Genomic DNA, 15,270 nt, shown 5'->3' on the forward strand with positions numbered 1-15,270 from the left:
CTTAGGTTTTTAAATAGTGCATAACGTTCCGGCGCTTGGCGAGGTTGCGAACTTCGGAACTGATTATTTTCTGTTAAAGATAAAATTTCTTGCGAAAAATAAACGTGATTTTACTACAAAATTCGCAATCTTGCCAAACGCCTGTTAGTGGCTGGCTTTTTTTGTTATTTCGAATTTATTCTTCGACTGTCTGCTTAATATTATTACTCCAAATTACAGCATAATTGTCAGCAAAATCTTCAACTTGTTTATGATTTGCTTTGCTCCAATGTCTTTCATAGATATAATCAACGCAATGTCCAATTTCGTGCAACAGCAGTTTTTCTAGGTAATATTTTTTGTAGTTTTCAGTTGTCCATTGTAAATACCAGCCATTTTTGTTGTGAATTAAGTCAGTGCAGTATTTTTTATAAAAATTGAGTTGCTTTGTTGTTAGTTTTGATTGTCCGAATAGCATTTTATTATCCGACGGAACAGCGTAAAGCTTTATTAGATATATATTACTTCCGCAAATAAATTGACCTTGTAATGTTTCACCTTTCAAATATTCAGATTTTTTGACTTTGTCAAGCCAAATATGTGTCAAATACTTGGTGTGTTCCTTTGGAAGTTTTTTTAGAGTTTCCTTAATTTCGTCAATTGTTACAGGAAAATAAAAGTCTCGTGAAGTATTTTCAACGATAAAAATTGGCGTTTCTTGTCCTTCAGATGGTGGTAAAAGATTGTGAGTTCTGTTAAAAATCCCGTCAGCACATTTTAACCGCATTCTTCCACCATGAATGTCGCCAAATTTTCTGCTTTTTTTCCAAGCTGTTTCTTTACGATTTTGTTTCATACGATTTTCGGTTAAGTTTGCCACTAACGTTCCGCGGCTTGGCATAGTAGCGGCTGCGTGAACGATTTATTTTCTAGCTAAGATAAGATTTCTTTGCGGAAAATCAAACGTGCTATTTAAGATAAAAGTAGCTATTGTGCCAAACCGCTGTTAGCTGCTGGCTTTATTATTATTATTATTATTATTATTATTATTATTATTATTATTATTATTATTATTATTATTATTATTATTATTATTATTATTATTTGGTTCTCTTATTTTTTATAAAAAATAATTCTTTAAGAGCTTTTGTCGTTAGCATAAATGTTAGAATTACAAATATTTGAGTTAAGATAAAGAATATCAATTTTTGCCCCAAAAACATATATGTAATTAGTCCAAGATAACACCCAAAATTGAAAAAACCGTATGTTATTTTATCAAAATTGTTTTCAACAAATAAACCATTTAAATAAAAATGTGAATATAAACTTGAAAAGGTTCCAAGCATTAAATACACCAATCCAATAAACTTTAAAGATTCTATTATTCTGATTTGATTCATTTACGTTTAGTTTTTTTGTGCAGTTTTTCGAAGCTTGCAGCTAACGTTTCGCGGCTTGGCGCAGTAGCGGCTGCGTGGAACGAATATTTCTTGCTAAGATAAGATTTTCCAGCGGAAAATCGAAAGTACTATTAAAGATAAATTTAGCTATTGTGCCAAACCGCTGTTATATGCCGTTTTTTTTATGTCCATATTCTTTCATCAAATCATCACGAAGTTTGTGACACCATTTTTCAATTATCGAGTTTAGTTTCAAGAATTTAATCTCATTTTTACTTTGAAATAGATTTTTGTCAAGTATGTCTAATGTCATATTTAAACTAAAATATCCATTTTTATGATTGATGTCAAATGTTGTTTCATTGCTATCAGAAATTCCAAACACATTCTTATCATTGTAATAGTTTTCTTTTAGTATTATATCACTTTCAAAAAAACCATAGACTTCTTTTCGGATTTTGTATGGTAATTTTGATTTTAAGTTTAAAAAAATTCTTGCCGATTTATTGGAAGTAAAAAAATCTTTTAGATTTTTCTCGTGAAAAAATAAGAATAATTCGTAATCATAATTTTTATCAATATATAAATTCATTGAGCAAAGTTTATCATAAAACCCAGGAGAAAAACTATAAGAAAGCAAATACTTTTCTTTAAGTTTTCTTTTTCTATTTTCACTTGTATAAAATTTATTAATCTTGTGAATCATTCTTTGAGTTGTTGTTATTTAAAATGGCATATAACGTTCCGCGGCTTGGCGCAGTAGCGGCTGCGTGGAACGATTATTTCTTGCTAAGATAAGATTTTCCAGCGGAAAATCGAACGTTGTTATTTATTGATTAGTAGCTATTGTGCCAAACCGCTGTTATGTGTAGTTTTTATGTCAATTCAAGAATTAACTGTTCCCAAAATGTGAAAAAACTCACACGCTTAGTTCTTGTACAAAGATTAGTTGACATAAATTCTTTTTCTGCTTTTTGATCTTCAATTCCCCAACCAATTTTATTTTGTTGATTAAATGCATAAACTAAATATTCTTTATTTAAATCAAATTTATTTCCACAATCTGTTCCACCACCAGTTGTAATTATTGTAATTCTTTCTGAATAGTTAAATCCTTTCTTTCTTTTATGAATGTGTTTAATTTCAAAAATAAATTCATATCGTTTATAATCGACAATTTTTTCAGTATCAGTAAGTTTTTCTTTTGTTATTATTTCTTTTATTTCGACTACTTTTCCAGTAAAAACAAAGTCAGATTTATTTTGTCCTTTTAATATTCCCACTTTTGAACAAGAACATGCAAAAGTCAAACTAATAGAAAAAGTTAAAATTAAAAATGTATATATAAATTTCATTTTGGATTGTGTTTTAAAACTATTTCGTCTTTCTAAAATTACACATAACGTTCCGCGGCTTGGCGCAGTAGCGGCTGCGTGAAACGATTATTTTCTTGCTAAGATAAGATTTTCCAGCGGAAAATCGAACGTGATTTTAAAGATGAATGTAGCTATTGAGCCAAACCGCTGTTATGAGCAGTATTTACTTTATTATATCATGAATTTCTAAAGTTTCAGGGTTCAGGTCTATTATTTCTTTTAAATCCATTTTATCAAATACAATTTTAATTTTTCTATAGGCTCCATTTTCAACAACTCTAAACATATCAAATGTCACGTTTTCAGAATTAATTGATGTATTGTCAATTGTTTCATTTGTTCCGTATAATATAATGCTTTGAAATTCTTTAACAAACTTCTCAATTTCTGATATATCTTTGAATTTTATGCCAATAAAGTTTTTATAGAAATCTTTTTCTAAACCACTATACCAAAGTGGTGGCGCAAAATTTATTGTGTTTTTGGATTTGTCAAACAATATTAAACAATCACAATCATTTACATGATAGTCTAAATAATTAGTAATTTTTACAGAGTAAAGTTCATAATTAGTTAAATTACTTTGAATAAATGGCATTTCAAGTTTTTTCGGTTTGTTAAATTCAGAATGATATATCCAAATTCCATCTGCAACGAAAGATTCTTTAACGGGAAATTTTTCTGTTAATAGTTTTATCAATTGATTGCTTTCTTGTGAAAAACCATTCAATCCAATAATTAAAAATATGTATAAGATTATCTTTTTCAAAGTATGTTTTGTTATATTGCTCATAACGTTCCGGCGCTTGGCGAGGTTGCGAACTTCGGAACCGATTATTTTCTGTTAAAGATAAAATTTCTTGAGAAATGTAAACGTGAATTTACTACAAAATTCGCAATCTTGCCAAACGCCTGTTAGCTGCTGGCATTATGATAATGAGTTGCAATATTCTTTATTGACAACTTTATCTCTCATACTTGATTTATTATTGAAATTTCTAGAAATATTCTTTACAATATCTCTATAATTATCAGTATTGTCGTCCTTTTGATGATAAAATGGTTTTATTGAGCAACAATTTTTATGTTCGAAAAGTGTATTTAGTAAGGTTCTGTCAGAAATACCGCAAGAATGACCAAATATAAAAATTTGATAATTATCACTATTCAAAAACTCTAACAAGTTTTTATAATTATCTGTTTCAAGATATTTAATAGATTTAATATTTTCAAGATAATCATTATCATTCAAATTTTCAATAGATTTGTAGTCTTCATCAATTTCATCTCCGAATCCGAATATTACATCATTTCGGTCATATTTATCAGTAGTTCCATGAATATGCATATACTTTTTTATCAAATTTTTGTTTGAATCAAACGAATCGAATTGAGCATGATTAGCATATATTTTTTCTGTAAAAGTGTAATTGAAATTTAAGAATAAAATTTCTTCAGGCATTAAATCAAAATAATTGATTGCACTATCTGAAATGAGCAATTTTCTAATGTCGCTTAATGAGCAATTACTTCCTATACGAGAGATTATACTTTTGCTTTTTTCACTTGGTATTGGCTTAGGTGAATTGTTATCTGTTTTTGTTTCTACTTGTACTTTTTGAAATTCAATTTTAGCCTGATTGTTAATTGAAGATTCTGAAAAATCTTTAAAATAAAAAGGAGAATAAATCTTATAACCAATGTTATTTTTCAATTTGATATGGTTACTATCATTTCCAAAATTATCAATAAATTCTTTTTCAACTTCACTTAAATAATGTTCAAGTAATTTTTGTATTTGTTTTAGATCATTATTTAATTCCGCTATTTTGTATGAGCATTTTTCATTTCTAAAAGCTTCTTTTAATAAATTATAATATTCGTTTTCAATGTCAACCCAATTTCTTTCTCCATTTTTTTTAGTAAGAATTTCTAAAAATTTATTTTTAAAAATCAATTCAAGATTTTGTCTTTCCAAAATGTTTATAAGTTCATCAAAAGTATTTCCAGTTACCCAATCACCTGCATTATAATGATTTCCAGGAACATTTTCAATTTTAATTTCATCAGTTTCAAATACATTTAGATATGTTGTAATGTTTCCATTAACTTCATCTCTTAATTTCTGAATTATTTTTTCCCAGTAATCATTTATAAAGTGAGTATAACTTGTTTTAATGTTATGAGCTAAATCAAATCCATTTCCTATGAGTATAATTCTATTCATTGATATTTTTTCTGATGGTTGTTGAAATGCTTGCAGCTAACGTTCCGCGGCTTGGCGCAGTAGCGGCTAATTTACAAAAAATGTTCTTATGAAAACTATGAGTTGAAAATCCAGCGGATTTTCAACCGAAGTAGAGTAGTCGCTATTGTGGCAAACCGCTGTTATAGGCTGCCTTTTTTTTCAAGGTAAAGATATTTTGGAAAGATTGAATCTTTTTCAATTTCGTTTATTTTTTTGGTCCATTCAGGAAAGTTATATTTTACTTTAATTACAGAATCATTCACCAAAGTATATTCACAAAAACTATCACCATTTTTTGGATGTTTTTTCACACCGTTTGAATTTTTTAAGAATTTCATGTCCAATAAACAATCTGTTTTGTATGTCCAAAGTAATTCAATTTTATCTGTTTTAGTGTGATAATGATTTGTAAAAAACGAATAATAACATTGACCGTGAAATTGGTAAGTTGCAAACTCTTTTTGGAAAATTATTCTAACCCAATAACTCGCAGTGTCACTTTGTTTTGCAGTCCAAATAAAATCTTTCTCATCAGAAATATAATCTCCAATTCTTTTCGGCTTTTTTTCAGTTGCTTTTTCAGTTGATAGATTTTTATATTTTGCTTTTTCTTTAACACTTTCTTTTTTACAGCTTGTAAAAATTAAAATGAGAAAAATATAAAGTAAATTTCTTTTCATGAAAGGTTTTCTAAAGGTTGCCTATAACGTTTCGCGGCTTGGCGCAGTAGCGGCTAATTTACAAAAAAAGTTCTTATGAAAAACGCGAGTTGAAAATCCAGCGGGTTTTCAGCCGAAGTTGAGTAGAAGCTATTGTGCCAAACCGCTGTTATGCGTAGTATTTTTATTTAAGTTCGTAAAGATTATTATCAAAGTCTTCATATAAAAATATTTTGTCAAAGTTAGATGTGATTTCAATGTTAAATAAGTCATTCACTTCAAACGAACTTTGACCAGTTCCACCAATAACTAATACCAGCCATTGAGATAATTCTGTGTTTAGTCTATATGATGAACATTTCTTTTCTTTTTTAGCAATATATTCAAGTATCAAATCTTTTGTAATGTGTTGCTGCATATATGCTCCAAAATTTACATTTACATTCTTTTGTGAATGTTTCATTTTATAAGCATTTTTCACAAATTCGTTCGGAGCTAATTTTCCCGTCAACACAAATTCTTTAACCAATTCTGTGAATTTTTCTATTAAGTTATTTTTGTCTTTGATTTTAAAAGTCAAATTGTCTTTTAAATATAGATTTACAAGAAAGTTTGGTAATGAAGAATCATTTTTTAGATTCATTTCAACCTTCTCGCATATATTTTCATAAAACCCTTCTTCAGCTTTGTATTTAGTATCTAAAATTAATTCGTGTTCAACTCCAATATTTTTATTTCCATTTGATATTATAAAGTCTGGTTTTTCAGTTACATTAACAATTTCAAATTCATTGAAAAAAGTTCCAAGTAACTTTCCAATTTGACAAAGCTCCAAGATTTTTTGTTTGTCATCTTTTTTATATCTATCTAATTTTTTTAGATGAGAATTTATTTTTTCTCCAATACGTTTATGGGTTTCATTAAAAGTAATGTCTGAATGCAGTTGTTTCATAATATTACGCATAACGTTTTGCCGCTTGCCGCAGTGGGGGATTTCGGAGCACTTCACTGTCAACCAAGCACAAATGTTGATAAAAGCACTGCACTTGATTTAACCAAGTCAGCCCCCATTGCGGCAAACGGCTGTTAGCAGTAGTGGTTCTTCTTTCGTCTGTCATTTTGAAAGTTTTAATATTTTAAATGCTCCTTGTCCAACGATAAAAAATACAATTGTCCCAATGATAAGGTCTGGATATTTTGAGTTTGTCAAGTAAACAAGTCCGCCTGCAACAATTACTCCAAGATTTACAATTACGTCATTAGATGTAAAAATCATACTTGCTTGCATATGTGCTTCCTTGCTTTTACTTTTTTGCAGTAAATACAAACACAGTCCGTTTCCAATAAGTGCAAGAATTGAAATAATAATCATTGTCTGAAATGCAGGAACAGTTTCAAGTCCAATAAATCGTCTGATAACTTCTATAAACCCAAAAATTGCAAGTGTCAATTGAAAGTAACCTGCCGATTTTGCAATGTTCTTTTTTCGTGTCATTGTCCCACCAACCGCAAAAAGTGCAAGTCCGTAAACAATGCTGTCAGCAAGCATATCTAAACTGTCGGCAACAAGTCCCATTGAGTTTGAAATAAAACCTGTCGTAATTTCCAGTGCAAAAAAGAAAAAGTTGATAGCCAAAACTTGCCAAAGCAATTTTCTTTCTCGGCTTGTGTTATCGCTTGTTGAAGTATAATTGTCAGTCGTAACGCTGTCAATAAGTGAGGTGTCAAATTTTAAATTGTCAAGTCGCTGAAAAATTTGGTCGTGGTTGTCTGTATGAAAAACGGTCAATTGTCTGTTTGCAATATCAAAGTCCAACGAGTTGATATTTGTCAAGTCGGCAAGTTTCATCCGTATCATTTGTTCTTCGGATGGGCAGTCCATTTTTGATATTTTAAATGTCGTTTTTTGCATTATTTATTATTGTCGGTTGGGTCGTCCTACCATTACTGCTAACGTTCCGCGGCTTGGCGCAGTAGCGACTTCGTGGAACGATTATTTCTTGCTAATATAAGATTTTTCAGCGGAAAATCGAACGTGTTTTTTATTGATTTGTAGCTATTGTGCCAAACCGCTGTTAGCCGACGTTTTTATTTTATTTATTAGCTTTTTTATTTTTCTATCATTAGTATAAATTACAACAACACCTTCACTAGCAAATGTTCCGAATATTGCTTGAGATTGTCCATTTTTTTCAAAAAAATAAATTCTCTCAATATTAGATACGTTCATATTTTCAAAGACAATTTGGTTTTCTTTAAATAACAATGGATCAATTTGAACCATTTTTTTTCCCTTTTTATAAAACACAAAAAGCAAAACCTTTTTTCCACATTTATTGTTCAAATTGTCAAGATATTCATTGTCAAAATAACCACGATTTTTGAAATATGTAGAGTCAGGTTTGTAAATAGTATCTCGATAAATTTTATTAGTTATTAATTCTAATTTATTAGCAAGACTATTTTCATTTTTTATTTTTAAAACAAATTCAAGATTATCTTTTTCAAGTGAGCATTTTTCCAAATTTTGTTGAGAAAAACCTTGAAGAAAAGTTAAAAGAAAAATGACTAATGTAAATTTCATGAAGTTTCTTTAAAATGACGGCTAACGTTCCGCGGCTTGGCGCAGTAGCGGCTGCGTGAACGATTATTTTCTTGCTAAGATAATATTTCCTTGTGGAAAATAGGCTTGTAGCTAAGATAAAAGTAGCTATTGTGCCAAACCGCTGTTACAAGCTGCCTTTAATCAATAACCAATTCAGTTTTCACCCAATTCATATTGTTGAAGTTTCTTTTTCCCGGACCAATTGAGAACATTTCGGCATTATCAACCGTATCAAGATTGATTAGATTTGTATGATTGTCGTAAGTAAAATAAAAGTCCTTTATAATTTCATCTCTAGAAAATGCAAATTTAATTCCTTGAGCACTATACACACTGTCATTAATAAATAATTGGAATTCAGATATAAACTCTTTTTTTATTTTAGAATAATCTTTAAGTTCAAGATAAAAATTTTCTACATAGCCTTTTGGATTTTTGTGGCGGTTAAGAACTATTCGTTTGATTTCAATTGTGTCATTATTTTGTTTAAGAACTATAAAATTATCTTTCTGACAACTGATGAAAGTTAAAAATGCTAACACTATAATTATACGAAAGTTTGTCATAAGGTTGCTTGTAACGTTCCCGCGCTTTGCTGCGTTTGGGAGTTGGTAGCAGATTATTTCTGTTAAAAGTTTATTTCTTGGTTTACGGTAATTCCACTAAAACCCAAATGCGGCAAAACGTGTGTTGGCAGAAGTATTTATTTTTCTGCCCTAATTATTTCAATTGCCTTTTCTAATACCTCGTCTATTCCTTCTTGGATCCCTTTTGTTGTTGGATGTATTTCTATATCTACTTTAACTCCTTTTCTTTGTGTAATTGTTCCGTCTGGATAATATATTCCAGTACCTGACATTAATGATTTATACCCACCAATAAATTCAATATAACTTATATTGCCATCAGCACCAGCGGTTTGACTACCAATTGTTATCGCATTATTTGCTGTTTGCAAACACATTACAGAATATTCAGCTCTACTTTGAGTTTCTTCATTTACGAGCAAAACAACTTTGCCTTTAAAATATTCTTTATTATTTTTCCCAGCGGTAGCATATTCTTTCCATATAAATTTCCCAGGATATTTTAAATCTGGAATATTTGTTTTAGCAAAAGGTTTTTTTTCTGAATTAAGATAGTTTGCAATGGAATAGGGTATAAAATTAGGATAGTTCCTAATATCTATAATTATAGCTTTTGTGTTTTCTAATTTTTTCATTGTTTCGTCAACATCTTTCAAATCTAAAGCTGCCATATCAATATATCCAATATTATTCTCTAATATTTTATATTTTTCATTTTTAATATTTTTTTTGAAAATCAAATCAAAAGGGTAGCGATAAATTATTTTATCATATAATTTACCATTGCGATTTACAGATATTGCTAAACTATCGGTATTTCCATTAGCAATAGTATAATATGCACCCCTTAATTTGCTATTAAGATTAGAACCAGTAATATATTTTAATTTTTCATTAAGAATATCTTTTATGCTTTTTTCATTAACTTTTTCAATGATGTCTCCAATTCTTAAATCATTAATTTTAGATAATGAATCGTTATAAAACCCAGTTACGATTGCTTTATCATCCATTATTTTCAATTTTGCAGGAATAAACTTGGTTCCAAAATATTCCGTTGTAAATTTTGTTTTAAAAACACCATGACTATCATCAAGTTTAACGACTACTTCAAGCATAGCTAAATGGTATTCAGTTGCGTTTTTAGCACTTATAAATTTCGGAATCATTTCATTTAAAACTTCATTCCAATTTTGATTTGTTAGGTATTTATATGGATAAAAATACTCTACTGTATTCCAAAACTTAAATAAGCTTAATAATCGATAATTTTCATTTGGAAATTCAAAATTGTCATATTTAGGTTCATTTTTAATTTCTATATTCCCAATTTTAGTAGAAGTAACATAATAACTATTGCCTTGAAATCTATTGTTTTCAATATATTTTAGCTTAATAGTAAGTTCATTTGTAAATAATTCAGTGCTTTGTGTCCAAGAAAGGTCGAAATTTTTGTCAAAATATTTTTGATCGCTTAATTCATTACAAGTTTTACAAACTTTAACTGTTCCTAAATTTTCTATCCAATCCAGATATACTTTAGATAGTTCTTCTCTGTTTTTAGCTTGTGCAACTTTAGGTAGAATAATTAGCAATTGCTCATCCCAATTATAATCTCCTTTGGATACATTTGGATGATAGTATTTTAGAAATCCCCAAGTTTTGCATAAACTTGATAACTTTTCAATTTCTTTTAGTTCTTGAGAAAATCCAAATTGCGATCCAATTAAAATAAATATTAGAATGATTTTTTTCACTGCTTTTGATTTTTCGTTTTTTAAGGGAATATTTCTGCCAACGTTCCGCGGCTTGGCGCAGTAGCGCCTGCGTGAACGATTATTTTCTTGTTAAGTTCGATTTTCCAGCGGAAAATCGAACGTTGTATTTATTGATTAGTAGCTATTGTGCCAAACCGCTGTTAGGTGCAGCTTTTTATATTTAGTATGTCAAGTCTATCTATTTTCCAATAAATATATTCCCCAATAACTTTCTCATCGTTTGTTGGTAAGTTAATTTCCATTACAATATCTCCAAAATCAACGATAGTTGGATTTATAGATTTAATTTGTCCATAAGCTAAATAGGAGCAAAGTCTATTTTCAGGTATCAAACTTTTTAAATTTTGTTTATTTTCGGAAAAAATAACACTCCAATCTAAAGGATAGTCAAGTGAAGAAAATTCGACTAAATATCTTTTTTCAATTTCAAATTTTTCTCCCCAAAAAAAGGCTTCAATTTGCTTTCCATTTTGATTTGTAAAAGTGATTTCACCCTCATTTGAATCGAATAATTCTATTTTTTCTACTTTTAAATTATTGAATGTCATTTTTGAGTTTTGTTTGGTAAAGTTGCACCTAACGGTTTGCAGCTTGTTGCAGTAGCGGTTAAATACACCTAAATTTTTGGTTAAACACGAAGCATTACAAGTACAAAAGCGACTTTCAGTTATGCCCGAAAGCCGCTATTGCTACAAACTGCGGTTACCTGCTGGTGTTAAATAACAAAATTTCTTTTTATAATTAATCACAATTAGTTGCAGTATTATAGTGTCCTGTATTAATTGTGTAATTCAGTGTATAATTTTTCTTATTTACAGTTTCAATACTATAATCATCGTAGTTTTGTATATTAAATAAACCAGTACCTTCATTAGCTACAATGCCATCATTAATTTCCCTTGTAAAAGTTATACATTTATTGTCTTCAAAAATAATAACTAAAGAATCACCTATTAAACTATTGTCGACAGAGAAAAAAGGTGCTGTATTTGGATTTCCCTTGCAAATTATGGGTTTTGACTCATCAACATCAATAGAGTATTCTTCACTAATACCAATAGATGTATTAAAAACTTTCATGATTAAATTCTTACCACTGTTATTTTTATAAATAAAAGTTGCGGTATGACGTTCATCTACTTCTCCTTTATCACAAGATATAATAGAAGATAATAATAATACACTAATTCCAATAATCAAATAGTGCGTCCAAGTTGTTTTCTGTAGCATTGTTATGTAAATTTTTAATGTTGTCTCTCCATATATTCCAATTTCTTTTTCCTTGTAAAGCATCTTCAATTTGTCTAATAGTATAACCACTAACTTGGTCATAACTACTAGAACTGCTTATGCCATCAATCATATCTGGTACGACACCAGTATAAAAAGAAGATGGTTCAGTTGAACCTCCTTTTTTTCTTCCAAACCAAGCAGTATATGTTGGATAAGTCATCCTTGTTAATTCCCATTCAACACCTCTAGCCCAAGATTCTTTTACAATTTTTTCACTATCTCTAAAATCTGTCTTTTTCATATTAAAATGTGAAGCATGGGCTAGCTCGTGAATAGTTGTTGCATAGGTGTTACAACTAGTATTATCAGGATTATATATCCTAATAGATGGTAGGATACCCATGAACCTAACGGAGCATCTGTAATCACCATTAATTTCATTGTTAGGTTCGTTAAAAGCTCCAATTTTCATTTGAGGTTTCCATGTGCCATTTTCAGGAGGTCTTCTTAAACTTTTGATGTTTTTATAATAGTAATGATGAGCAGCTCTATGTATGTGACCATGAAATTGGTCGCTTCCACCTTGAATATCTTTATTCCAATTTTGTTTTTTTAACTTTGGTCCTCGTAATTCTGCTTGACCAAAGTTTCCAGTTCTAATACTATATTGGTATCTTTCCCATTGAATAATATATCTAGCATGACCACGAACATGACCTGTTGAAAAATAGCCACTAGAATTGGTTATGCCACTATCAATTGTAAACCATTGCCTCATAAGTATTTTAGCACCTTCTAATGGGACAAATTCACCAACTTTACAATTATCCCAAATACGAATTGTACCAGCTGGTCTCCAACGTTTTCCAAAAAACCATCGTTGGGATTCAGTTGAACCTTCTTCTAAAACTTCGTCTTCATTACCAGTATTAACAAATGCGTCAAATATTAAATGGTTAAATAAGTCAGTTTTGTTATTTATTTGATAATTTATTAAATACTTTTCATTTTCTGTAGTATCGTTAAAATAACTATCTTGTTCGGGAATATATAATTCATCTATTATTTCAAAAGGAACATTAGGTATAATTTTATCTATAGAAATAGCAGTATAATAATCTGGGATAGTGTCATTAGTAGCCTTTCTGTTCTCTAAAAAACCTTCTTTATATTCACAATCTAATCTATAGTTAAATAGAAAAAGAGTAGAATCACTTTTTAAAACTGCTTCTTCTTCAGCAGTTCTAGGTTTAAACTTTATATAAGCATGGGATGCTTCTATTTTAAAGTTTTTTAAATCCGAAAATGTTGAATTAGGATTTTTCTCTTTTAATGTTGATAAAGATTTTCTCATATTTGATAATGAGTAAGGATTTTGGAGAACTATAGAATCTCCACTAAATTCCCTTTTAACCATGCCGCTGGTTATGCTTTGAGAATTTACTTTTTCTATTACTTCATTATCCTTTTCACAAGAATAATTAAGTAAAATGGCTATTAAAAGCCCGATTTTGAACAAATTTTTAATCATATTTATTAAATTTAGTTAATATTCAAACGTTAATTTCTGCGTGATATTGTCATACACTTGCAGGTAACGTTTGGCCGCTTGGCGATGTGGCGGATTAAGAAAGTCTAAGCTTTCGGTTAATGACTAATGTTCCAAGTACAAAATCAACTTAAAATAAAGCCCAAAACCCGCCATATTGGCAAACGGCGGTTGGTGGCAGTTTATTTTTTCTCTTTCACTTTGTTAAGCACGTTTTCTGTTGAGTTTATATTGTTAAAATATTTTTCAATTATTTCATGTGTTTTTTTATTATCATTTAATGTGTTTCTTAAAGTCGCTAATAAATAATCGTAATTAGTAAAATCAGTTTTAGTGTTCAAAATATTACCAATCCATTCCCACATTTTTTTCATTCCTATTTCTTTCTCAATTGCTATAAACATCATTGAAGCATAATCATAAACAAAAGTTTCTCTATCTTCAATTTCACTGATAGATTTTATTTTTGAGATTGGAATAGTATTAAAATCACTTAAAAATTTGATTTTTTCTTCTATTTTTTTGTTATAAAATTCTTTGCCTTGAAGTTCTTCTACTAATTTTAAAGACAAGTATTCTGTAAAACCTTCGGACATCATATCGCCTAGTTCTGAATTTAAAACCTTATATGTTCCAAAATAATAATGACCAAGTTCATGAGCAATATATTGCTTATACCAATCTTTCTTTTTGTCGAAAAGTGCACCAATACCGTCATTACCATATCCAATTCCCATAATTGTTGGATATGAAACAAAAAGCCAACCATATTTAGGTGCTGTTGGAGTAGTATTTATGAAAATTGGTGGTTCTGTAAACTTAATTTTTAATTTTTTTTCATAATACTGTTTATATTTTGAAACCATTTGCGAGAAATCGTTAATGTTATCTTCTGCAAATGTTGGATTTAATAATATTAAATTTCCATCATCTATAAAATCATATTTCCCGCAAAACAGAGCTAATTCATATGGTTGTTCACTTTTCAAAGTTGTTTTTTTCGATTTAACAGGTTTGTTACCATTCATATAAATGGTGGAACAATCAATACATTCTATTTCAATGTCATAGTACATTTCTTCATAAGAAATATCTTTTTTCGCATCGTATAAATAAGGATACCAAGCACTTTGAGAACCATCTGTTCTTACAGAATAACCGTTAAATGCAATATTACCTTTCCAATCTTCTTTTGAATAATTACTAATTGTATCTGTTGCAACAGGAAATTTACCTACATATCTAAATTGTAACTCTTTTGGTAAAAATTTTCCTTTCCCTGTATTATCAGGAAAATAATATGCTATACTTTCACCAGTAGAAGTAGAATCTTTTTCTGATTTATTAAAACCAAGTACAAAATCGTTTGGTTTTTTACTTTTAATGTGTAATAAATTCATTCCTGAATTTAATCGGATTAAATAGTCTTCTAATGTTGGAATATTACTTATCGTTAAATCACAATCAAAAGTTCCTTCAATAATGGAAATTTTTACCTTACCTTTAATTTTTGGTGCATTTTCTTGAGCGAATGTCAAAAAAGAAATTCCTAAACTCAGGATAATTGTAAATAGTTTTTTCATTTGTTGTAATGTTAAATTTTGTACGTAGTTCGGTTAAATTGCCACCAACGTTTTGCAGCTTGGCGAAGTGGCGGTTTTAGAAGCACTTACTTTCAATTTAGCACTAATGTTTATTTGAAAACCAAATGTTCAATTTAGCACTGAATCCGCCATTTTGCCAAACTGCTGTTATGCCTTCGCCCTTATTTTCTGTCGTGTTTGTTATCATTTCGTGCCTGTTTTGGTGCGTTGGCTTGGTAGCTCTTTTGCTGTTTTATGTTTGGCTTGTGG

General features: G+C 29.4%; 15 protein-coding genes. All 15 read right to left on the minus strand.

Translation table 11 applies throughout. The features are described 5' to 3' along the window. Positions 1-175: 175 nt before the first annotated feature. Positions 176-835, minus strand: a complete 660-nt coding sequence (locus BMY86_RS10400) for a hypothetical protein (protein WP_091469169.1) — start codon at positions 833-835, stop codon at positions 176-178. Positions 836-1,548: 713 nt separating this feature from the next. Then, complete coding sequence (locus BMY86_RS10410; RefSeq protein ID WP_091468796.1) at positions 1,549-2,088, minus strand: hypothetical protein; 540 nt, start codon at positions 2,086-2,088, stop codon at positions 1,549-1,551. 169 nt (positions 2,089-2,257) lie between these two features. Continuing rightward, complete coding sequence (locus tag BMY86_RS10415) at positions 2,258-2,737, minus strand: hypothetical protein (protein ID WP_091468799.1); 480 nt, start codon at positions 2,735-2,737, stop codon at positions 2,258-2,260. Between the two features lie 184 nt (positions 2,738-2,921). Then, a complete protein-coding gene (locus BMY86_RS10420; protein WP_143065643.1) occupies positions 2,922-3,527 on the minus strand; it encodes a hypothetical protein in 606 nt (201 codons plus the stop codon). Positions 3,528-3,686: 159 nt separating this feature from the next. Continuing rightward, positions 3,687-4,985, minus strand: a complete 1,299-nt coding sequence (locus BMY86_RS10425; RefSeq protein ID WP_091468806.1) for an AbiH family protein — start codon at positions 4,983-4,985, stop codon at positions 3,687-3,689. Positions 4,986-5,146: 161 nt separating this feature from the next. Beyond that, positions 5,147-5,686 (minus strand): hypothetical protein, encoded by a 540-nt coding sequence (locus BMY86_RS10430; protein ID WP_091468809.1) that lies wholly within the window; start codon positions 5,684-5,686, stop codon positions 5,147-5,149. A 163-nt stretch (positions 5,687-5,849) separates the two neighbouring features. Continuing rightward, complete coding sequence (locus BMY86_RS10435) at positions 5,850-6,617, minus strand: hypothetical protein (RefSeq protein ID WP_143065644.1); 768 nt, start codon at positions 6,615-6,617, stop codon at positions 5,850-5,852. A 162-nt stretch (positions 6,618-6,779) separates the two neighbouring features. Continuing rightward, positions 6,780-7,577 (minus strand): cation diffusion facilitator family transporter, encoded by a 798-nt coding sequence (locus tag BMY86_RS10440; protein WP_091468817.1) that lies wholly within the window; start codon positions 7,575-7,577, stop codon positions 6,780-6,782. 144 nt (positions 7,578-7,721) lie between these two features. Continuing rightward, a complete protein-coding gene (locus tag BMY86_RS10445; protein ID WP_091468820.1) occupies positions 7,722-8,249 on the minus strand; it encodes a hypothetical protein in 528 nt (175 codons plus the stop codon). Between the two features lie 158 nt (positions 8,250-8,407). Then, entirely contained in the window at positions 8,408-8,836 is a 429-nt protein-coding gene (locus BMY86_RS10450) for a hypothetical protein (RefSeq protein WP_091468823.1), read from the minus strand. A 137-nt stretch (positions 8,837-8,973) separates the two neighbouring features. Then, positions 8,974-10,614 carry a S41 family peptidase gene (locus BMY86_RS10455; RefSeq protein WP_091468827.1) on the minus strand — a complete coding sequence of 547 codons (1,641 nt, stop codon included), beginning with the start codon at positions 10,612-10,614 and terminating at the stop codon, positions 8,974-8,976. Positions 10,615-10,775: 161 nt separating this feature from the next. Beyond that, a complete protein-coding gene (locus BMY86_RS10460) occupies positions 10,776-11,183 on the minus strand; it encodes a hypothetical protein (RefSeq protein WP_091468829.1) in 408 nt (135 codons plus the stop codon). 193 nt (positions 11,184-11,376) lie between these two features. Further along, positions 11,377-11,865 carry a hypothetical protein gene (locus tag BMY86_RS10465; protein ID WP_143065645.1) on the minus strand — a complete coding sequence of 163 codons (489 nt, stop codon included), beginning with the start codon at positions 11,863-11,865 and terminating at the stop codon, positions 11,377-11,379. Further along, positions 11,819-13,222, minus strand: a complete 1,404-nt coding sequence (locus tag BMY86_RS10470; protein ID WP_143065646.1) for a hypothetical protein — start codon at positions 13,220-13,222, stop codon at positions 11,819-11,821. The genes BMY86_RS10465 and BMY86_RS10470 overlap by 47 nt, the downstream gene beginning before the upstream one ends. A 377-nt stretch (positions 13,223-13,599) precedes the next feature. Then, a complete protein-coding gene (locus tag BMY86_RS10475; protein ID WP_091468839.1) occupies positions 13,600-15,000 on the minus strand; it encodes a gluzincin family metallopeptidase in 1,401 nt (466 codons plus the stop codon). Positions 15,001-15,270: the final 270 nt, after the last annotated feature.

Origin of the sequence: Flavobacterium urocaniciphilum, assembly GCF_900110615.1 — a bacterium.
GTDB classification, from domain to species: domain Bacteria; phylum Bacteroidota; class Bacteroidia; order Flavobacteriales; family Flavobacteriaceae; genus Flavobacterium; species Flavobacterium urocaniciphilum.

Bases quoted from the DNA above. Each gene is read 5' to 3' on its own strand.
- BMY86_RS10400 (WP_091469169.1), bottom strand. From the start codon at position 835: ATGAAACAAAATCGTAAAGAAACAGCTTGGAAAAAAAGCAGAAAATTT.
- BMY86_RS10410 (WP_091468796.1), bottom strand. From the start codon at position 2,088: ATGATTCACAAGATTAATAAATTTTATACAAGTGAAAATAGAAAAAGA.
- BMY86_RS10415 (WP_091468799.1), bottom strand. From the start codon at position 2,737: ATGAAATTTATATATACATTTTTAATTTTAACTTTTTCTATTAGTTTG.
- BMY86_RS10425 (WP_091468806.1), bottom strand. From the start codon at position 4,985: ATGAATAGAATTATACTCATAGGAAATGGATTTGATTTAGCTCATAAC.
- BMY86_RS10430 (WP_091468809.1), bottom strand. From the start codon at position 5,686: ATGAAAAGAAATTTACTTTATATTTTTCTCATTTTAATTTTTACAAGC.
- BMY86_RS10435 (WP_143065644.1), bottom strand. From the start codon at position 6,617: ATGAAACAACTGCATTCAGACATTACTTTTAATGAAACCCATAAACGT.
- BMY86_RS10440 (WP_091468817.1), bottom strand. From the start codon at position 7,577: ATGCAAAAAACGACATTTAAAATATCAAAAATGGACTGCCCATCCGAA.
- BMY86_RS10445 (WP_091468820.1), bottom strand. From the start codon at position 8,249: ATGAAATTTACATTAGTCATTTTTCTTTTAACTTTTCTTCAAGGTTTT.
- BMY86_RS10450 (WP_091468823.1), bottom strand. From the start codon at position 8,836: ATGACAAACTTTCGTATAATTATAGTGTTAGCATTTTTAACTTTCATC.
- BMY86_RS10460 (WP_091468829.1), bottom strand. From the start codon at position 11,183: ATGACATTCAATAATTTAAAAGTAGAAAAAATAGAATTATTCGATTCA.
- BMY86_RS10465 (WP_143065645.1), bottom strand. From the start codon at position 11,865: ATGCTACAGAAAACAACTTGGACGCACTATTTGATTATTGGAATTAGT.
- BMY86_RS10470 (WP_143065646.1), bottom strand. From the start codon at position 13,222: ATGAGAAAATCTTTATCAACATTAAAAGAGAAAAATCCTAATTCAACA.
- BMY86_RS10475 (WP_091468839.1), bottom strand. From the start codon at position 15,000: ATGAAAAAACTATTTACAATTATCCTGAGTTTAGGAATTTCTTTTTTG.